20 protein-coding genes are annotated in these 21,247 nt (G+C 41.8%); all 20 read right to left on the minus strand.

Features of this window, described 5'->3' with window-relative positions:
- Positions 1-21 precede the first annotated feature (21 nt).
- Positions 22-1,530 carry an NADH-quinone oxidoreductase subunit NuoN gene (nuoN, locus tag PHY84_RS02730; protein WP_299857485.1) on the minus strand — a complete coding sequence of 503 codons (1,509 nt, stop codon included), beginning with the start codon at positions 1,528-1,530 and terminating at the stop codon, positions 22-24.
- On the minus strand, positions 1,530-3,083 hold the full coding sequence (locus PHY84_RS02735) for an NADH-quinone oxidoreductase subunit M (RefSeq protein WP_299857487.1): 1,554 nt from the start codon (positions 3,081-3,083) through the stop codon (positions 1,530-1,532). Before PHY84_RS02735 ends, nuoN begins: the two co-directional genes overlap by 1 nt.
- 3 nt (positions 3,084-3,086) lie before the next feature.
- Positions 3,087-5,009, minus strand: coding sequence for an NADH-quinone oxidoreductase subunit L (gene nuoL, locus PHY84_RS02740; RefSeq protein ID WP_299857489.1), 1,923 nt, complete (start codon positions 5,007-5,009; stop codon positions 3,087-3,089).
- Positions 5,010-5,012: 3 nt separating this feature from the next.
- On the minus strand, positions 5,013-5,321 hold the full coding sequence (nuoK, locus tag PHY84_RS02745; protein ID WP_299857491.1) for an NADH-quinone oxidoreductase subunit NuoK: 309 nt from the start codon (positions 5,319-5,321) through the stop codon (positions 5,013-5,015).
- Positions 5,318-5,896 (minus strand): NADH-quinone oxidoreductase subunit J, encoded by a 579-nt coding sequence (locus PHY84_RS02750; RefSeq protein WP_299857493.1) that lies wholly within the window; start codon positions 5,894-5,896, stop codon positions 5,318-5,320. The genes nuoK and PHY84_RS02750 overlap by 4 nt, the downstream gene beginning before the upstream one ends.
- Before the next feature lie 11 nt (positions 5,897-5,907).
- The gene (nuoI, locus tag PHY84_RS02755; RefSeq protein ID WP_299857495.1) at positions 5,908-6,543 is read right to left on the minus strand and encodes an NADH-quinone oxidoreductase subunit NuoI; all 636 of its coding nucleotides are present in this window, start codon (positions 6,541-6,543) and stop codon (positions 5,908-5,910) included.
- A 9-nt stretch (positions 6,544-6,552) separates the two neighbouring features.
- The gene (gene nuoH, locus PHY84_RS02760; protein WP_299857497.1) at positions 6,553-7,539 is read right to left on the minus strand and encodes an NADH-quinone oxidoreductase subunit NuoH; all 987 of its coding nucleotides are present in this window, start codon (positions 7,537-7,539) and stop codon (positions 6,553-6,555) included.
- A gap of 3 nt (positions 7,540-7,542) precedes the next feature.
- Positions 7,543-10,029, minus strand: coding sequence for an NADH-quinone oxidoreductase subunit G (locus PHY84_RS02765; RefSeq protein WP_299857499.1), 2,487 nt, complete (start codon positions 10,027-10,029; stop codon positions 7,543-7,545).
- A complete protein-coding gene (locus PHY84_RS02770; RefSeq protein WP_299857501.1) occupies positions 10,029-12,272 on the minus strand; it encodes an NADH-quinone oxidoreductase subunit G in 2,244 nt (747 codons plus the stop codon). The genes PHY84_RS02765 and PHY84_RS02770 overlap by 1 nt, the downstream gene beginning before the upstream one ends.
- Before the next feature lie 12 nt (positions 12,273-12,284).
- Entirely contained in the window at positions 12,285-14,318 is a 2,034-nt protein-coding gene (locus PHY84_RS02775) for an FAD-dependent oxidoreductase (protein WP_299857503.1), read from the minus strand.
- Positions 14,319-14,331: 13 nt separating this feature from the next.
- Entirely contained in the window at positions 14,332-14,553 is a 222-nt protein-coding gene (locus tag PHY84_RS02780; protein ID WP_299857505.1) for an NADH-ubiquinone oxidoreductase subunit E family protein, read from the minus strand.
- Positions 14,553-15,791: an NADH dehydrogenase (quinone) subunit D gene (gene nuoD, locus PHY84_RS02785; RefSeq protein ID WP_299857507.1), complete on the minus strand. Its 1,239-nt coding sequence runs from the start codon at positions 15,789-15,791 to the stop codon at positions 14,553-14,555. The genes PHY84_RS02780 and nuoD overlap by 1 nt, the downstream gene beginning before the upstream one ends.
- Before the next feature lie 8 nt (positions 15,792-15,799).
- Complete coding sequence (locus PHY84_RS02790) at positions 15,800-16,606, minus strand: NADH-quinone oxidoreductase subunit C (protein WP_299857509.1); 807 nt, start codon at positions 16,604-16,606, stop codon at positions 15,800-15,802.
- On the minus strand, positions 16,606-17,115 hold the full coding sequence (locus tag PHY84_RS02795; RefSeq protein ID WP_299857511.1) for an NADH-quinone oxidoreductase subunit B: 510 nt from the start codon (positions 17,113-17,115) through the stop codon (positions 16,606-16,608). The genes PHY84_RS02790 and PHY84_RS02795 overlap by 1 nt, the downstream gene beginning before the upstream one ends.
- On the minus strand, positions 17,097-17,486 hold the full coding sequence (locus PHY84_RS02800; RefSeq protein WP_299857513.1) for an NAD(P)H-quinone oxidoreductase subunit 3: 390 nt from the start codon (positions 17,484-17,486) through the stop codon (positions 17,097-17,099). Before PHY84_RS02800 ends, PHY84_RS02795 begins: the two co-directional genes overlap by 19 nt.
- A 245-nt stretch (positions 17,487-17,731) precedes the next feature.
- On the minus strand, positions 17,732-19,447 hold the full coding sequence (locus PHY84_RS02805; protein ID WP_299857515.1) for a lysophospholipid acyltransferase family protein: 1,716 nt from the start codon (positions 19,445-19,447) through the stop codon (positions 17,732-17,734).
- 9 nt (positions 19,448-19,456) lie between these two features.
- Positions 19,457-19,636 (minus strand): hypothetical protein, encoded by a 180-nt coding sequence (locus tag PHY84_RS02810; protein ID WP_299857517.1) that lies wholly within the window; start codon positions 19,634-19,636, stop codon positions 19,457-19,459.
- Between the two features lie 379 nt (positions 19,637-20,015).
- Positions 20,016-20,306 (minus strand): hypothetical protein, encoded by a 291-nt coding sequence (locus PHY84_RS02815; protein ID WP_299857519.1) that lies wholly within the window; start codon positions 20,304-20,306, stop codon positions 20,016-20,018.
- Entirely contained in the window at positions 20,307-20,582 is a 276-nt protein-coding gene (locus PHY84_RS02820) for a type II toxin-antitoxin system Phd/YefM family antitoxin (protein ID WP_299857521.1), read from the minus strand.
- Positions 20,583-20,689: 107 nt separating this feature from the next.
- A complete protein-coding gene (locus PHY84_RS02825) occupies positions 20,690-21,247 on the minus strand; it encodes a YqiA/YcfP family alpha/beta fold hydrolase (RefSeq protein WP_299857522.1) in 558 nt (185 codons plus the stop codon).

The raw sequence follows: 21,247 nt of genomic DNA on the forward strand, positions 1-21,247 counted from the left end.
CTTTTTATATAATATCTGTAATCAATACCCGCTATTATAGACAAATGCAGTAATAAATTCTAGTAGCTGGTTTACAGCGACAAAAGCAAAAATAGTTCCTATTGCAGCAATGCCGATAATAGTTTTAAGTGAAAGCGTTGCGTTGGCACTGTAAACATGACCGCCATTTTCTACAATCGGCTCTTTCATAAACATATAAACGATAAGCTTTAGGTAGTAGTACCCGGCTATAGCCGAGTTAAGCGCCATTATGAGCGCTAAAACAGTATAGCCGCCTGTTACGGCTGAGCTTATCATATACATCTTGCCCCAAAAGAGCGCAAAAGGCGGAAGACCTGCAAGACTGAGCATAAAGAGCGCCATAATTGTTGCAGCTACAGGTGCAGTTTTAATCATTCCCGCAAACTTGTTATAGCTGTGGTCTGACTGCTGATGGGCAGGAAGATTTTTCTGACGGCTTATCCAAAGCATGGAGAATGACCCGAGATTTGTAAAACTAAACAGTACCCAGTAGAAGAAAAGTGCGCTGTTTGACTGTGTCGTGCCAATCAAAATAGCCGCCATTACAAAACCTGCATGTGAGATCGAACTGTATGCAAGCATTCTTTTGACATCTGTTTGCACCAGCGCCCATACATTTGCCATCGTCATAGTAATAACAACGCTTGCGTAGAGGATAACTTCTAACCAAACAACGCCGCTATGAATCAAAAATTCAAAGATTCTCATCGCAACAACAAATGCCGCTATCTTTGGAACGATGGACATATACCCCGCAAGTGCAGCCGATGAGCCTTCATAAACATCCGGTGTCCATGTATGAAACGGAACCATAGAGAGCTTGAAGCCAAATGATGCAAGCAGGAAAACGACACCGACAAGAACAAATCCGATATCTGCGTAGTTATTTGCTTCAAGAACGGCTGCTATCTGGTTAATCTCAACCGAGCCTGTAAGAGCATAAAAAACCATAGAACCGAAACTAAAAAATCCTGCCGCCAATGCACCCATAGTGAAGTACTTTACTGCCGCCTCAAACGATTTGTCACGGTTGTGCATCGCTATGAGCGTATAAAGTGCAAGTGAAGCAGTCTCAAGTCCTACAAAGATAAGGATAAGATTATCCGTTGCCACCATAAACTGGAATCCTGCAATCATAAACAAGAAGAGTGCAAAAAACTCAGGGTATGTAAACTCATGGAATCTTTTATGAGTTAGTGCCAACGGTATAAAGAGCATAGAAGCACCTACAACGATAAACTGCGACAAAATCGCCAAACCGTCGATAAGCATTACATCAAAGACACCCATAATCGTACCGTTTTTAGAAAAGACACCTGCCGTATCCATCAAAGCTACAAAGTCAACCCCCAAGATAAGAAGACTCAGCATTACATATAAGGAGCGATCTTGTTCACTTTTAAAGAGATCGACAATGATAATTAAGAGTGCACCAATGATTGGTATAAGCATTGGTACCAGAGTTATTAGATTTAATGACTCCATTGAGATATTTGCCGGTGATACCATTAGTGTGCCTCCCCTGTTGGTTTTGTAATTAGCGCCATATCCTTAGCAACACTCGGAATCCTTTGTTTTGCTTCTTCGCTTAAAGATTTTTCATGCATAAGCGAAACAACTGCCTCAACACTTGTGTTTATAGGTCCTAAGAGCGGTTTTGGATAGATTCCAAGCCAAATTGTAATGATAGTAAGCGGGATAAGGGCAAGAAGCTCTCTTTTGTTTACATCTTTTAGATGTTTGTTCTCCTCTTTTGTCACTACACCAAAAAACATCTTTTTATACGCCGCAAGCATATAGATAGCGCCTACGATAATAGCCGTTCCTGCAAGTAGTGTTAAAATATGAGACTGTTTGTAAAAACCGAGTAAGCTTAAAAACTCACCTACAAAGTTTATAGTAAGCGGAAGACCCACAGATGCCATAAGCATCACACCAAAGATAGTTGCATAACGAGGCATCACATGTGCCAAACCGCCAAACTCACTCATATATTTTGTATGTCTTCTGTCATAAATAACGCCAACAAGCAAGAAGAGCGCTCCAGAGACAACACCGTGTGCAATCATAAGAAAGATAGAACCAGTAATCCCCTCAACATTGAGTGCAAATGTACCAAGGATGATAACACCCATATGTGAAACAGAAGAGTAAGCAACAACCTGCTTAACATCTTTTTGCGCATACGCAACCATCGCCGTATAGATAATCATGATAATAGCCAATACCGCAATCGGATACATAAAGTAAACAGACGCATCAGGAAAGAGCGGCAATGAAAAACGGATAAAAGCGTATGTTCCCATTTTTAAGAGAATTGCCGCAAGGATAACTGAACCGATAGTCGGTGCTTGCCCGTGGGCGTACGGCAACCATGTATGAAACGGAAACATCGGAACTTTGATAGCAAAGCCCATAAAAAATGCTACAAACAACCAAAGCTGGAAAGATTCAGGAAGAATAAGACGATACCAGTCAAGAATCGCAAAGCTCCACTCTCCTGTTGCCTGATAGTAAAAATACGCCATAAAAAGCATACCCACCAGCATAACAAGTGAGCCTGCAAATGTGTATAGGAAGAACTTTACAGACGCATAGATACGAAGCGGTCCACCCCATGCACCGATGATATAAAGCATAGGCACAAGCGAGAGTTCCCAGAATAGATAAAACACGATAGCATCAAGTGCCGCAAAAACACCTACCATAGTCATCTGTAAAAACAGAAGCGTGATAATCATATTTTTAATATCTTTTGTTTCACCCAAAGATGCGATACCTATCATAGTAAAAAACGCCGCTAATATGATGATAAAGAGCGAGATGCCATCCACTCCGACAATATAGTTGATACCAAATGTCGGAATAAGTGCGATTTGCTCCATAAACTGCATACCTGACACATTTGAGTCAAAGACAAACCATAACCACAATGCCAACACAAACTCAATTGTAGCTACCGCAACACCGTATGAACGAATGCTGTTTTTATTGACTACAAATCCGAGAACTCCTGCGAGTGCCGGGAAGAAAATTAAAATCGATAAGATATGATCCAACATCTATTAAACTCCTAAACCTGAAAGAAATGTCTTGATTTCTACAGAATATCTTGCTGCAAGTCCAAATGCCACAGCCAGTGATAATAAAGCAACAGTTCCTGCCACCATCCATTTAAGCATTGTCGAGAGGTTGCCGCTTTGCATAACTCTTGTCTTCTCTCCGGTTTGATAGAAGATATTTGCTATACCGTCAACCGTTGCATCCACAACTTTTTGATCAATCTTAGTCCAAAATACCTCAGAAAGCTCTCTATAAGCTTTAACGATATAGTTCTCATAGAAGTATGGAATGTAGTACTGGTTGATAAGCAGTTTATATCCAAAGCTGTTTTCCATCTTTGAAGTGCCATCCGGTACTTTTATATCTTTGCTTGTATATTTTTTATACGCATAGGCAATCGCTCCCATAACAAAAAGCTGTGTTCCAATCGTCATAATCCAATATGTTGCAGCAGAATGAACATGATACTCTGTTGCAGGAAGCAACTCTGTTACCATGCCAAAATAACCCATCTTAAACGCACCTGCGATAACCGCCAGAACAAGTAATGGGCTCATCGCAACAAGCATAAACTTGTACGCTTCGTGCGGATGGATACCAAAGTGCTTGTATCTATCTTCACCGTGAAAGATGAGTGCAACAAGTCTAAACGAGTAAAACGCCGTCAAACCTGCTGTCAAAAGAAGCACCGTATAGATGATAAAGTGATGTTCGACAAAAGCAACCTCTAATATCAAATCTTTTGAGAAGAATCCTGCAAGCGGAAAGATACCTGCAAGTGCAACTGAAGCGATTGTCATCATTACAAACGTACCCTTCATAACCTTGCTAAGACCTCCCATTTTAAACGGATCAAGCTCATCATGCATAGCGTGCATAACGTTACCTGCACCCAAGAAGAGAAGCGCTTTAAAGAATGCGTGAGCCATAAGATGGAAAAGAGCAACCCAGTATGCGCCAAGACCTGCGGCTGCAAACATATACCCAAGCTGAGAGAGCGTAGAATATGCAATAACTCTTTTCATATCACGGTTTACAAGTGCCATTGATGCCGCAAAAAGCGCAACAAATGCGCCAAGAGAGGCGATAAATAGTCCAACATGAGGTATCAAACTATAAAGCGGGTTTGCACGAACAACAAGATATACACCTGCCGTAACCATCGTAGCTGCGTGGATAAGAGCCGAAACCGGAGTAGGACCCTCCATCGCATCGGCAAGCCATGTATGAAGCGGGAACTGTGCGGATTTACCCATTGCACCTATAAAGAGGAAGATTCCCATCCATGTTAAGATTGCCGTATCGAGTGAAGGCATTGCGGCAAAAGCCTCTTTGTACTGTAGTGTTCCTGTATTCCAATAAACCAAAAAGATGCCGATAAGCATACCAAGGTCGGCGATACGGTTCATAATAAACGCTTCGTTAGCCGCCCAAGATGCGCTCTCTTTGTGATACCAGAAACCGATTAGAAGCCATGAACAAAGTCCTACGCCCTCCCAACCGATAAAAAGACCTGCAAAGTTATCGCTCATAACAAGAATAAGCATTGAGAAAACGAAAGCAGAGAGATAAGAGAAAAATCTGTTAAACCCTTTGTCGTGATCCATATAACCGATAGCATAGACATGCACGACGGTTGAGACAAGAGTTACAACCATCATCATCACAACACTCACCTGATCAACTACAAAACCAAACGGTATGTAAAGGTCTCCAGCTGCCATCCATGTCATCATCTCAACATGAATAGTACGCCCTGTCATAAATACAAGAATGAGCAAAACAGTACTGCTCAACAAAGAGAGACCAAGAAGAGCGCTCGGTACGATTCCCGCTATCTTAGTCTTTTTTGATGCTCCAAAAAGTGCTGCAAACAAAGAGCCTGCAAGCGGTGCAAAAAGTGCGGTATATAAAAAGAGTTCCATTCCCTACCCCCTCATCGTTGACATATTGTCAAGGTCGATATTGTTATGTTTTTTATGCCAAACAATCAAAAGCCCAAGACCGACTGCAACCTCTGATGCAGCGATTGCGATAACAAAAAACGCAAACATCTGCCCAGTTAAGTCGCCATAGTAGTGTGAAATTGCAGCAAACGAGATATTGACCGCATTTAAGAGTATCTCTGTTGCAAAAAACAGCATAAGAAGGTTTTTTCTTCTCATAACACCCACTAATCCAATAGCAAAAAGGATAGTAGAGAGTACAAGATAGTGGTGTAATCCTATTTCCATCATGAGTGAGCCTTTTTGTTTTTATCTTCTTCTTTCATCATCATTATCTCAGCTTCGTTCATAAGAGTAACAGAGAGATCCATCTTCTTTCCTGCAAGAACGATTCCTGCAATCATCGCTACTAAAAGCATAACTGCCGCAACTTCAAAAGGAACAAGATACTTAGTAAAGAGAACCATACCTACTTCTTGAACATTCTTGGTAGCATCTACCGATGGGTAGAGCGCTTCGATATTGTTGCCAACAATCGGTGCTGCAACAATGACAACCACCATAAGAGCCGCTAACGTGCTTAGTCCGATGATAATAGCCTTGTTCCCCTGCTTCTCCTTGACCTCTCTTGTTGTGTCAAAAAACATCATACCAAAAGCATAAAGCGCCATAACGGCACCGGAGTAAACGACGATTTGAACCGCACCCAAAAAGTCGGCACCCAAAATAAAGAAGAATGCCGATATAAAAATCATTCCTGCTGCCAATGCGCTTAGAGCGTACAACGCCTGAGACGTTGTTACGGCTATGTAAAACATTGTGATTGTTAAAAAAGCGAACAGGTAAAATGCAATTGCTTCAAACATAATCAAACTCCTTAATATGCTAGAGGTGTTTTTTTAACACGCTCGTCTTCATGTGGTGTAATTGCGCCAAAGCCTTCAAACTCTCTTTGCGCTCCCGCTTTCATCGTATCAAGCGGTGTTAGCATATCTTGGAAAGTCAAGAAATGCTCTCTCTGGTCACTTGCATTTTCATACTCGCCGCCATGTGTGATGGCAAGTTCAGGACAAACTTCGGCACAGTAACCGCAAAAGATACAGCGACCTAAATTGATACTGTACTCTGACACCTCTTTACGAGAGTTCTCATCAATTCTCGTGTCTATTCTGATGCAGTTGGAAATACAAATCTTCTCACAAAGTCCGCACCCGATACATCTCTCGGTGTCAGACTCCCAAAGTCTCTTCATCTCATGAACGGCTCTGTATCTTGGACCTATCGGCATTTTCTCCGCCGGATACTGTACCGTATGGATATCAAAGCGAATCATCTCTCTCATTACTACCCACAGACCTACAAAAAGCTCGCCTTTAACAGCTCTTTTTGCTGCTCTTTTAAATTTGCCCCATCCATCTTTTGGATAGTCCTCGATAGCAACCATATAGTAGTCGCTAGGCATCTCTGCTACATTTCTGCTGCTAAAATGTTCTTCAATATGTTCGTTATGCATGCTCACCCCTTACATCATCACAATACCGGTGATAACTATGTTTATCACCGCAATCGGCATTAAAACTTTCCAACATAACCACATCAACTGGTCAGGTCTCACATCCGGCCAAGCCGCTCTTGTCCACAAGAAAAAGAAGAAGAAAAATGCAACTTTACCAAGAAGTCCGAGTGCACCCAAGAAGCTTCCGTCTCCATACCCGCCTAAGAAAATGATAGAAATAACAAAAGAGATAAAGAACATATTTGCATACTCACCGATAAAGAAAAGTCCCCATCTCATACCAGAATACTCAGTTCCAAATCCGTCAATAATCTCATGGTCGTTTGCGATAAGGTGAAACGGCGTTCTTCCTGTTTCAGCAAATGCCGCTATCCAAAAGAGGATGAAAGCAACAGGCTGCGACCAGACAATCCAGCTTGTAATCCCGCCTGATTGGTACTGATTAAAGTCAATAAGCGACAGCGAGCCAACCATCATAATAGGCGCAAGAATAGAAAGACCCGTGATAACCTCATACGAGATAAACACAGCCGCACCCCTTGCCGCAGAGAGAAGCGAGAACTTGTTTGCCGAAGCCATACCGCCAAGAAGCGGACCATAAAGTCCAACACCCATAATTCCAAGTATGTAGAGAATACCAATGTTGATATCCGCAACGATTGGATGCACCTCATAGCCAAAAATGGTAAAAGACGGCAAAAACGGAATAGCCGCCGCCGCCATAAAAGCAGTCGCTGCTGTAATTACCGGTGCGATTTTAAATATACGACCGACAACACTTGTAGGGATGATATCCTCTTTTGTAAAGAGCTTGATACCGTCTGCCGCAACTTGCAACAATCCAAAAGGTCCGACATTTACAGGTCCAAGACGACGCTGCATAAACGCAAGAACTTTTCTCTCAAAGTAAGTTCCAATCCCAGCGAGTGCTGAGAAGATAAGTAAAATTACGACGATTTTAATTATCGTCTCTATAAAATATGCTATTTCCATACATTACACCTTTTCAATTGAAGCTGTTGCAAAGCGATAAGAGCTAAACAGAGCCTCTGAGTTTAATTTTGCATCAAATGTCGGCAGAACTATGATATCACCGCTTATTTTGTTGTCACTTACAATATTTGCCACAAGCTCACCGCTTGCACTTTTCACTCTCACGATGTCTCCTTCATTAAAATCAGATTTGCTTAAAAACTCTTCACTCATATAAACGCCGCTTACCTCATCTAAGTTTGTACACTTATAAGTAAAAGGTGTAAATTGTCTGACCGGATTTGCCATATAGATAAGCGTTCCATCAAGTTTTTCATCACCAAACTTCTCAACACTCTCATCACCGCTTGCAGCAACCGCAACATTATCAAGCAGATAGCCGCGACACTCTGTTCTGTCATTCTCATAATGATTTGGCAGACTGTCAAACTCTTGCGATTTAAACCCTTTGTGTGTCGGGAGCATTTTTGTATATTCGACAACATGCTCCGCTCTTAGTCCGAGTGCATTTGCGATATCATTAAGTTCATAGCCGTTATAACCGATAGCTGCGTTGGTCGGGTTTACCCTTTTGTTGATGCTCGTAAGCGTTCCCTCTTGCTGGTTGATAGCAGGCATATCAAGGTCTCCCTCTCCAAGTGCGGAGAGCGTAAAGTCGCCTTTTGTATTGTAGCCAACAGTATGAAGACCCGTTGCGTCATCAAGCTCACAGATAAGTGAGACACCAAGAGTATTTGTAAGATTTGGAATCATAACAAGCTCAAATGCGCTGTATTTTTCTATAAGAGCTAAGAGACGAGCCAAATTTTTAGAGTTTGGATGTGTATAGAGGTCTGCTCCTGCGATAAGAACAAAACTGTCTTTTTTTGCCAAGTTTTTCTCCAACTCCTCCATAAACTTCTCGCCTGCTCCCAAAATCGCTAAAAGGCGGTTGTCATCAACCTCTACCTCTTTTGTGATTTTCTTAGGAACCATCTTTTTCTTCTCTTCTTCTACCTCTTCCTCTTCACCTGTCTCTTCATTTTTCTTCATAACTTTAACTATCTCGGTAATCTCTTCTTTGATAGTCTCTTCAACCGTTACGGTTTTTGTCCCATGAAAAGTTGCAAGATACTCTACAACCTCGTTTGGAAGCTTTGTTTTGTCGGCAAAAAGGTCAAGGATAAGATAGAGCACAACCTCTTCTTGAAGCGGAGCGTGGTACATCGTCATGATGCTTTTGCCAAGCCCCTCAATCACAGGGTCTTTTAAAGGGTGAAAATACAAACCCGCACCCTTGTTTACAGTCATAGAGTTGTTAAGCGCATAGCGTGCATTTGGGTTGTCGCTCTTAAGAGCCGCACCTACCGAGATAACAAAGTTTGCGTTATGCGTTGCCTCTAGGTCATAACCGTAAAGCTTTTTACCGCTTATCTCGCTGTAATCACTCAAAAATGTCTGGAACGCTTTTGCTTCATTGTTTACAAGTTTGTAGCCAAACTTCTCTTTTAAAGATTGAAGCAGGTATGCCTCTTCGTTTGTGATTGTAGAGGTAAACTTGATGGTGTCTGCTTTTTTAAATGCTTCAACCGCTTTTGCAAACGCCGTTTCGTCTTTTGATGCCGCTTTGTTTTGATAGTCAAATCCATAGCGTCCAGCACCGCAAAGCGCAACATAGTTCCACTCGTTCATAACACGGTAAATCTTCTCGTTCGTATTGTCGATACTTGTGTGTTTTACATCGTAAGAGATTTGGCATCCCGCACTACAGTGTCCGCATGTAGCAGGAATCTGCTTGAGTTCCCACGCATTAGACGTATATGTAAAGTGCGTGTCAACAAGCGCACCGACAGGACAAACCGCCGCACACTCGCCACAACTTGTACAATCAAGCATCTCTTCGCCGCTTGTTAGACCGATAAGCGATTTGTTAAGCTTGTTCCACATAGCATAAGCATCTTTTGGCATAGTGTCTTTAAACTCTGCCTCTATCGCATCTGCCCCGCGAGCTACAGTTTTGAGCGCATTATCGCCAATCATATCTTTACAAGTGGTTACACAACGCTCACAAACTATACAAAGCCCTGGGTTATAGTGTATGTGTCCCCAATCTTTATCTTTTCTGTTGACATCTTTGATAGCATAGTGCTGCTGATCCACGCCCATCTCTAAAGTATAATTTTGCAGTTCGCACTCGCCTGACTGGTCACAAACACCGCACTCCAGCGGGTGGTTTACATCGTAAACTTCCATGATTGCACGACGCTCTTTGGCGATGTTTTCAGTGGAGGTTACAACACTCATACCCTCTTTTGATTTTGCATTACACGCATAAACCTGCTTGCCATCCGCCTCTACAAGACACAAACGACACGCAAGTGTCGGACTGCACCTCGTCAGATAACAAATCGCCGGGATAAAGATATTGTTGGCACGAGCAGCATTGAGTATATACTCGCCCTCTTGCGTCTCTACATCTTTTCCATCAATGTTTATAGTAATTTTACTCATTAAACCACTCTCACTATTTTGGATTTTTCAAATCTATATCTGCTAGCATCTACACTTACATCAAATGTTGGATTAAGCGCTATAGTCCCTTTTAGGTCGCCATCCACTTTAAACTCTCTTTGGATTTTGGTTGTTCCAAAGCTAATCTCTACCTTGTCGCCGTCACTTATCTTTGCAGCAACCGCAAATTGTGCAGAACCTCTCAGGCAATTCTCTTTTGGAAGCTGTGCCGCCTTTTGCGTATAGTTGTTAAACTGAAGCACAGGGTCACAGTGATAGATGATAGTTCCGTTGAACTCCGGCATATCGTCAAGCTCTTCAACCTCACCGTCTGCCTCACACGAAACTTCATCCAAGATATATCCTCGTCTGTCTTCGCCCAGCGGTGAAAGGAAATTTTGCAAATCATCAAACGCAACGCCTTTAAATCCTGCGCTTGCAGGAAGTTTTGGCGTATAGTCTATGGTTTGCTCCTGCGCTAACCCAAGAGCATTTGCAAGGTCGTTGAGAGTATAGCCTTCAAACGCAAGTGCAACATTGGTCGGAAGCAGTTGGTTGTCTATGCTTACAAAAGTTCCCTCTTGCTGGTTAAGTGCAGGTACGGCCAGATTTGCACCCTCCATTGCAGAGATAACAAACGAACCTCTTGCATTGTAGCCGACAACACCCTCAATATCTTCATCCGCATCTAAAGAGTTGATAAGCGAAACACCCAGAGTGTTGACTTCACGAGGAACGACCACCAAAGAAAAATCACTGTATTTTTCAATCAACGCCGCAAGCTTTGCGATATTTGACGCTCTTGGATGCGACATAAGGTCGTTTCCGATAACAAGCGTGCGTTTCGTCGCTCTTGCAAAAGAGCGCATCATAAGCTCAAACTCCTCTTCGCCGATGTTGGTTTCAGCATAGAGGTAGCCAAAGTCAAGCGCATCAAAAAATGCTCTCTCTTCTTGCGGCAAATCTGCATCTTTGAGAATCGCATCTGCCAAAAGCGCTAAAACACCCTCTTCTGTTCCAACTTCATGTTTCATCATCTGCGTGATAACATTTTGCATCAAGACATCTTCAAGCGGATGCGCATAGAGGATTTTTGCACCGTTATGTTTTGAAGCGGTTGTGAGTGCATAGCGCACACTAGGATTGTCAGTTGCGATTCTGCTGCCTATGACGACAACTGCGTCTGAGCGTCTGATAGCATCAAGTGAGCCGCTATGATGAAGTTTGCCGCTTACAGAGCTGTATGACTTCATAAACTCTGCAAATTTTCTTGCGTCTTCATTAAAGAGTTTTATACCCAGCTTCTCTTTTAAAAGCTCTAAAATATACGCCTCTTCATTTGTAATCATAGAAGAAAATCTTATAGCTTTTGCGCTTTTGAGTGCTTCTAGCGCTTTTGCAAACGCTGCTTCATCTCTTGGGGCTTTGTTATCAAAATCAAAACCGAATCTTCCCGCACCGCAAAGTGTAGTAAACTCAAAGTTATTTTTCACTCTAAATATCTCATCTGCACCGTTGATAGAAGCGTGTCTTGTCTCATACTCAAGCGGACATCCGGCAGAGCAGTGGGCGCATGTAGCAGGAACCTTCTCAAGCTCCCACGCATTTGCTCTGTAGCGAAAACCGCTGCTTGTAAGCGCACCCACAGGGCAAACCGCAATACACTCTCCACAAAAAGTACAGTCAAGTGTCTCGCTGTTTTTTGGAATGATGGTTGAGCTGTATCCGCCGAATTTTACCTCGATTGCGTCATCGCCGATAACCTCATTGCAGACATGCACACACTTTTCACACAAAATACAAAGAGAAGGCTCATAGTTTATAAGCCCCCACTCTTTAAGAGGTCGCAACTGGTCTTTTGCACTGAAGTGCTGGCGTGATACATTGAACTCCAAAGTCTTGTTTTGAAGGTCACACTCTCCTGATTTATCGCAAACACCGCACTCCAGCGGGTGGTTTACATCATAAAGTTTCATAATGTTGGTTCGCTCATGGTTTAGCGCATCGGAGTTTGTAGTAATCTCGACACCCTCGACAGGAGGCGTGTTGCAGCTTAGCACAAAACCATCCATCCCTTTTGCTTCAACGACACACATACGGCATGACGCACACGGTGAAGTTTTTGAGAGATAACACATAGTCGGGATATAAATCCCGTTTTTGCGGGCTACCGTTAGGATAGTCTCGCCCTTAAGTGCTTCTACAGAGATACCGTCTATCTTAAAATGAATCAATTTTTCCATACTGCCCATCCTCTACGCCTGCACCATAGCTATATAGTAGCAACGCATACATCTCTCTGCTTCGCTCATAGCCTCTTCTTGCGTAAAGCCCAAGTTTACTTCTTTGTTGTTGTATTTTCTATCTTCCACTTCTAAAACTGTAGAGTGTTGTCTCGGCACGCCTTTGAGCCAGCCCGTAATCTTCTCTTTTTTATCATAAACTTTGAGTTTTTTGAGGTGATCTTCCATAATCTCCTCATCGGTAAGCGTAATTTCACCCGTTTGAACATATCTGCTCATAACAGAAGCCGCTCTTTTTGCCTGACCGACTGCATTTACGATAGTCATAGGACCGTATTCGCAATCCCCTGAAGCAAAAATACCTTTGCGAGATGTCATATAGTCCTTGCCGTTTGTCTTGATAGTCGCCCATGAAGTCATCTCAATCTCCCACTCAGGAGGTAAAAGTTTCAAATCAGCAGACTGAGAAACCGCAGGTATAAGGTAGTCCGCCTCTATAACATAAGATGCGCCCTCAATTTTTACAAGCTCTGCACGACCGCCGTTTGGATCTGGAACCAGTTCATACTTATCAATCAAAAGAGATTTTAAGATATTTTCTTCATCCACCATTTCTGCAACGGCAGAGTGAAACAAAAATTCTACACCCTCTTCTACTGCTTCATGATACTCTTCATAAGTCGTGTTTTTGATGATGGTTTTCTCATCTCTACGGTAAATCATATAGACTTTTTTAGCATTTGCTCTGATGGCACAGCGTACAACGTCCATGGAGGTAAATCCGCCCCCGACGCACACAACCGTTTTGCCCGTCAAATCAACATAGTCGGTGGTTAAGAGGTTCTTCTCTTGCTCTTCTTTAGAAATTTTATATCCGTACTTCTCATAAAGATTTACTTTGTCTAAAAAGTCGATTGCACCCCAGTATCCTTTTATATCTGCTCTTTCGTTGTTGCAGTAAACTTTTTTAGAGATTCTTGTTCCCGTTGCAACCATAGTCGCATCATACTCATTCTCAAATCTTCTCATATCGTCTGCATTAATTTTAGAGTTTACTATAAAGTTAACGCCCATATCTTTGACACACTCTATGTCTTTGTTGTATTTGCCAATCGGCATCCTGTACTCGGGAACTCCGACTGCTACTTCACCGCCAAGGACTGGAAGCTCTTCATAAACATCTACCTCTACACCATCGGCTGCAAGGTAGTAAGCAGTGGTAAGTCCTGCCGGACCTGCACCGATAACCGCAACTCTTTTGCCGTTACTCGGTTTTTTTTCAAGCGGATGGAAAAAGTCATATCCATGGTCTGTTTCCCAATCTGCACCTAAGCGCTTAAGCGACATAATGGAAACAGCCTCATCAAGATTTGTTCTTCGGCATGCATCTTCGCAAGGATGCGGACAAACGCGACCGCAGACATGCGCAAGCGGCATTGTCTGGCGGGTTGCCATCAAAGAGTCGTCCATTCTAAGGTCTCGTACTCCCTCGATGTAAGCAGGAATATCTACATGAGAAGGACAAGCATCGCTGCACGGTGCAGTAATCTTTGCTATATACGCAATAGACTCTCCATAATGCACGGATGGTTTTTGCTCATTTATGCACTCTAAAAATGTCTCTTCAAAATGCTCCATAATATCAAGAATAGGATTTGGAACGGTTTTGCCTATCTCACATTTTGAAGTGATTTGCATACTTTTGCCAATCTCTTTTAAATGGTCCAAATCAGCTTTGCTTCCCTCGCCTCGGGCAATTTTGTCAAGCTGATCATATAAGATACGACCGCCCCATCTCCCCGGTGCGCATCTGCCGCATGCTTCCGAATACTCCTGATACTGCGCTGCATACTCCATCGCCAGACGGATAACATCCACATCTTTATCAAAAAGCGCAACGCCGTCCCAGCCTATAAAAGCTTTGGATGTACGGTGAGAATCATACTGTGCGGGCAGATTGTAAGCCGATTCTTTCCACTCCTCTTGCGGCAGGTTTATGTTGTTAACAAACTCGCCGTTCCAAGTAGAAAAATATACTTTTGCCAAATTTGTATCCTACCTATCTTTTTGTAACGATAGTCCAATCGACTTCGTTAAACTTTAAAGAGTTCAAAAGCTCATATCCACACTCTTTTACCAAATCCGCCGATCTTTGAATCGGAGAAAAATCGCCGATTTCAAAAAGGAAAATCGCAACTTCACCGACTTTATGCGCTGACAAAATCTCTCTCATGCGAGGCTCAAAACCATCTTTTAAATGTCTTAAATCATATCTTTTCATTAGCGGTCAACCTCTCCAAATACGATATTTGTTGTACCTATGATAGAGACAACGTCCGGAATGTAGTGTCCCGGTAACAGGTCAGTTAAAATCCCCGTATGCCAAAATGACGGAGCACGAAGTTTTAGTCTGTACGGGTATGGTCCGCCTTGAGAGTTGATGTAAAAACCAAGTTCGCCTTTTGGAGATTCGGTTGCCACATAAACCTCTCCCACAGGCGGTCTCATACCTTGCGTTACAAGAACAAAGTGCTGCATCAAAGAGTAGTTTTGTGTCATGATGTCAAGTTTTGAAGCAGAAATATACTTTGGCGCATGTGCCATAAGTTCAGTCTGCCCCTCTTTTACCGTCTTCTCATACATATCGATAGTTTGGTAAAGAATCTTTGCAGACTCTCTCATCTCTTCCATGTACATACGGTATCTTGCGAAGTTATCACCCTTGTCAGAATAAGGAACTCTAAACTCTACCTCATCATAAAGCTCATAAGGCTCTTCTTTACGAATGTCCCAAGCAACACCGCTAGCTCTTAGCATAGGACCGGAACATCCCCACGAAAGCGCCATCTCTTTTGAGATAGCTCCTACCTCTTCCATCCTCATACGCCATATACGGTTCGTGTCAAGAAGGTCTTCATAATCTTTGATATTTGCAGGAAGTTTGTCTAAAAATGTTTTGAGCTGCGCTATAAAAGTGTCCTGAATATCAAGAGGAACACCGCCGATACGGATAGCCGCATGTGTAAGTCTGGCACCGCAGTAGCCCTCTATAATGTCCATAAGGTACTCTCTCTCACGGAACGCAAAAAGGAAAACAGTCATCGCACCGATATCAAGAGCAGTCGTTGCCAACCAGAAAAGGTGAGACATAAGACGGTTAATCTCTAAGAGCATCATACGGATAACTTTTGCACGGCGAGGCACTTCAAGCCCGATAAGCTTCTCAACTGCCAGCGCAAAGCCGTAGTTGTTTGAAGAGGATGCGATGTAGTCCATACGGTCCGTTGTAGGCATAAACTCATTGTAAATCATATTTTCAGCCATCTTCTCCATACCACGGTGAAGATACCCGATGTCGGGATGAGCTTTTACAATCATCTCTTGTTGCAAATGGAGCATCAAACGAAGCTGTCCGTGAGCAGAAGGGTGCTGCGGACCGAAGTTTAGAATCATCTCATTATCTTCTCTGTCAAAAGTGATATTTTCAAAAAACGGGTTTAATCTATTTGTTACTTGCATGTTACTCCCTATCTTTGAGGATTGTCGATAACGACAGAATCTTTTTTGTCAAATTTCTTAATCATGAAAACGCCGCCCTCTTCTTGGTAGCTCTCTGTATGGCGTGGCTCATCTCCTGTAATCTTGGTTCCTTTTGGCACTTCATGTCCAAGGCGGGCAAAACGCTCAGAGTCATAACGGTCAACTTTTGCGGTATCACGAAGCTCAGGTCCGATGACGTCTCTTGCCTCTTTGCCGTAAATTTTGTCAACTTCATACCATGCCGCAAACTCATCGCCTTGAAGCGGGTAAGTTTTAAGAAGCGGATGTCCCTGCCAATCGTAAGGCATAAGGATACGTTTCATAAACGGATGTCCGTTCGCCTCGATGCCAAACATGTCAAACATCTCACGCTCAGACCAGTCGGCTGAACGGAAAAGCTTCTCGACAGAGTTTACCGCTTCACCTTTTTTGATAAACATTTTGATGCGGATACGTTTACGTTTGCTCATGCTTAGCATCTGGTAAAACACCTCAAACCCGCCTCTTTTTGCAAGCCAGTCAATCGCACTCATCTCGCTCAACTGCACATAATCGCACTCATCTCTAAGAAGTTCTAAGGCTTTATAGTTATCTTCAGGCTTTATGTAAACCACCATCTGCCCTACTTGGATATAGGCATCAAGAACTTCACACTTTGCTTTGATGGCTTCTAGGTCGTGAGCAAAAACTTCATCACTCTCCACAGGAGACTTCGGCACTTGCGGTGCAACATAAAATCTATCCGTATAGTAGGCTTTTTTCTGTACATTATCTTTTGGTTTATAAGCTCTCATTACATTAACCTTTTAGCTTGTTGCGCTCTTGAAGCTTGATTTGCACGGATTTTTTTCTGTAAAAGCATAACACCGTACTGGAGTGTTTCAGGGCGAGGCGCACAACCCGGAAGATACAAGTCAACGGGGATAATTCTGTCCACGCCTTGAACGGTTGCATAAGTGTTGAACATACCGCCAGTATTTGCGCATGAACCCATGGAGATAACCCATTTTGGCTCTGTCATCTGGTCATAAAGTCTTTTGATAAACTCGGCGTGTTTTTTCGTAAGCGTTCCTGCAACTATCATAACATCGGCTTGACGAGGAGAGGCTCTAAAAATAGTACCGAATCTATCGAAGTCATAGCGAGATGCGCCCGAAGCCATCATCTCGATACCGCAACATGCAAGACCGTAAGTAAGCGCCCAAAGAGAGTTTGAACGACCCCAGTTTACAATCTTGTCTATACTCGTCAGAGCAACCGGCAGACCGCCGTTTTGTGTATAATTTATTTTATGTTGTGCCATTCTAGCGCTCCTTTTTTCCATGCATAAACAAAACCGATAGTTAAAAGCAGGATAAACATTAACATCTCAGCAAAACCGAACCATCCAAGTAGCTTGAAATCAACCGCCCATGGAAACATAAAGACTATCTCAACATCGAAAAGTAAAAAAAGCAGTGCGAAAAGATAGAATTGCGGGGAAATTCTATTTGGCTGCTTTGTGACCTCAGGTCCACACTCATAAACTGACAGCTTGATTTTTTCAGTGTTTTTAGCCGCCAATGCACGACTTGCCAAACGGGCAATTATCGTTGTCATAGTAAACGCACCAAACGTTAGAAGAAAAAGTACAAATACCCCAAAATACGGATTTGAAGTCGCCATATGCTCCATATAACCTACCTTTAATTGTTATTGTTTTCAAACGTACAAAAACATAAGCCGTTCGGCTCAGATATTTTTGCTTATTTTTAGAAAAAACAGTTACGTGGATTGTAGCAAAAAGAGTATTAAATAAAAGTTTATGATGCAATTTGAGAGAATAGCAGTTACGAAACGCTACACATTATCAGAAGCATTAAGAGTAGATGTGTAAAAAAGAAACGTTTCCAAGGGTCTTGAGGTGATGTTTTGTAACACTACCTACCTAGGTAGCGTTTTTGTTTTTGTTCTTTTATCTTATCGATAGAAACCACCAAAAACCCGTCTATACAGTTTTCAAAATGTTTATCTCTGCCAAAATCGATAAACTCTACACCGCCCTCTTCGCAAAGCTCGCTGTACTGCTTATAGAGCGTCGGGATGGCATACCCCATAAGAGAGAGCTCACGCTTTAGAATAACCAAATCTTTTGCGTAATCATTTTTAAAAAAGAGTTCATCAAATTTTTTTCTTTTTGATTCTGCAAGAGTGTAGCTCTCACGATGCTCAACACTTTTATACTCTGGGCTAAAGTAGTTTTTATAGAAGTAAATCAAAAGCGCGACAGCCTCATCACTATAAGTATTTGAAATACTTACCGCTCCAAACATGTACTTAATGTCCTGATTTATGCGAAGATACGCCCCGATACCCTGCCAAAGGTAGTCAAGCGCTCTGGAGTTCCAGTATTTTGGCTGGATAAAGCTGCGTCCAAGCTCTATGGAAGAGGCAAGATATGGGTCAAACTCCTCTTTAAAATCAAAAAGCGTGGAAGTATAAAGCCCATCGACACCGTAAGCTTCCACCATTTCGCTTGATTTGACAATTCTGTAAGAGCCTACTATCTCCAAATCTTTCTCATCCCAAAGAATGATATGCTCGTAACAGTAGTCAAAATCATCGATGTCTCTCTGTTTTCCGCTCCCCTCTTTTACTTGACGAAAACTTATCTCTCTCAGGCGTCCAATCTCTTTTATAAGTACATTTTCATCTGCATTTGCATAGAGATAAATCTTTTTGCCATCTGTCGTCTCGCCAATCTCTTTGGCATTTTCAAGCTCTTTTACAAGTTCTTGTCTGTCTTGTGCAAGGGCAATACCGTTGTATGTTTTAAAGATACCTTTCTCTTTTTTTGCTATCTTGTAGAAGTGTTTGCGTAGAAGCTTTACTCTGTTGTTTATGTCGATATTTGGGGCAAAGTAGCTCTCGTAAGGGATGCTTTTGCCTATGTTGAACCCTATATTTTTGTTATAGTATTTAAACATCTCATGCGGAATGGTTGCGGTTGCCAAAGATTTGCTTATCATAGAGAGAAAATAGAACGTTTTTGAGTTTTTTGCATCTATGAAGATAGGCAAAATTGGGGACTCTGTATTTTGTGCAACTGTTAAAAACCCTTTTTTCCATTTTGTATCTTTTATGCCGTTTGGACGTGCGCGGCTTACCTCTCCGGATGGAAAAATGATGACGGCCTGTTCTTTGTTAAGTGCGTCATAGATAGCCGAAACAGACTCTCTTTGGAGTTTGCCTTTGACATTTTCAATAGGGATAAGGATGGAATCAAGATTTTTAAATTCGCTCAAAAAGTTTGAAGCCACTATCTTGACATCTTTGCGAATCTCTTTGATGACATTTAAAAGTGCGAGCGAATCAAGCGCGCCAAGAGGATGGTTTGCTATGATGACAACTCTACCATAAGAAGGAATCCTTAAGAGCTGATTTTTGCTGATGGTGATGTCGATGCTAAAGTAGTCAAGCACAAATTCTATAAAATCAAACGCATCAAGATGTCTGTTTTTTTTCAAAACCTCGTTAATCTCATCTTCATGAAAAAGCTTCCTAAAAAGCGATATAACACCATAACGAAACAAAGAGGGCATCTTTGCAAAAGAGGGGTAGTTATGGTTAAAATAGTTCTCGACACTTACTGCCATATTAAGTCCTTAAGCCACCATATAGATGCAAACAAGTTCTCTTGCAACAGTTTCAGGACTTATCTTGCCATCATCGTAAGCACTCTCTATATATGCCCACTCGTCATTGAGTATCTCTTGTGCTTCATCTCTTTTTAAATTGTAGTGTTTTGTCAACCGTACAAAAACATGAGTAAAAAAAGTATCCATTCTTAGAGCCTCTTTGTATTTTAAATATGTGAAATTTTGCGCAATGATTGTTACAAATCTATTACCGAGAGGTTACGGCAATATTACGATTTTTGATACAAAAGACTTCTTCATAACTTTTAATTGTAAAATATACCACCGTTCGCCCTGAGCCTCTCAAAGTGTGTTGGTTCGTGGTTCGACAAGCTCACCACGAACGGACTTTGAAGCTCAACACGAATGGAAAATTGGGTTACGAACTCAAAGTCAACAAAACGTTTGAATAGAACTTAGAGAGTGACAGGATGGAGCTTAACTTCTCTTTGATAGCGAAAAAGAAGAGTGCAAAAGAGACAAAAGAGCTGCTCCATCCTGCCATCAGCATCAGCTATAGATGTCGCTATTTATAAATATCTCCTCTAAAGCCTATATCTTCGATAATCGCTTCAATAATCACCTCATCGTTGATAACTTGCAGGATGATTCTGATATTGCTTTTTCTAATTCTATAAAAGTCTCCAACATAGCCTTGCAAGGGCTTATAATCAATATTTTGCTCGATATTATAAAACCTGCTTTTGATAAATTTGATTACCAACGCATCAACTTCACTTTCGGTAAGCACTCCTTTGTGTTTATCTAAAAATTTTTTAGATTTTTTCAAATAAGTAAGTTTTAACTCTTTTTTCATTTACACTTCGATGGAAATAATTTTTGAGTGTGATACTTCCAACTCATCTTTAGATCTTTGCGCTAGCATCTGTTTTATCTCATTTTCTTCAAACAAATCATAAACCGTTTGGAGTTTTTCATACTCTTGTATATCGAGAATTACTGCCTCTAACTTGTTATTTTTTGATATCGCGAGTCTCTCATTTGTATGATTTATGATATTGTTTAAAATAGTAGAAAAGCCTCTTGCAACATCGCTTGCAGAAACTATCTCATCTCTTTTATAAGCTACCATACGAACTCCTTTTAATACATAAAATTTTATGTATTATATTACATACTTTTTTAAAATTACTTAAGGGCACCTCTAAAAACAGCGGATTTCTGCTTGCAAGCATTGCATCAATCTTCAAAAAACTTTTCTATCTCTTCAAAATGTCTCTCTATGCCATCAAAGCCGTGATTGCCGCCCTCTTCTACGACCATTTTACATCCCTCAAGCTTTGTCAGCGCCTCTTTTGGGTTTAAAAGTTCATCGCCTTTTTGCAAAAAGAGAAAGAGTTTTTCTCTATCAAGCTCTTTGGTCTCATAGTTTTTCAGTATCTCAAGATGAGTCTCACACCACTTGTAGCAGCTCTCATCATAAAAATTTGGTGCATACCCTACCGCTCTTTGCAAAGTGCTCCAAGGCGTAATGGACGGGTTGATGAGAACCGCTTTTTTTACAGACTCTTTTTGAGAAAGATAGAGCGTGTAAAATCCGCCAAGCGATGCGCCGATAAGATAAACATCCTCTCTATATGAGTCGATTAGCTCTTCAAGCGTCTTTATGGCAAGCTCTGGGTTATAAGAGAGCGTAGGAGCGATAAACCCAATGCCTTTAGCTCTAAAATACTCCCTAAAAGCCCGTGCCTTATTACCCTCTCCGCTTCCGCCAAAACCGTGTATGTAGATTATCAT

The organism is Sulfurimonas sp. (assembly GCF_028694605.1).
GTDB lineage: Bacteria > Campylobacterota > Campylobacteria > Campylobacterales > Sulfurimonadaceae > Sulfurimonas.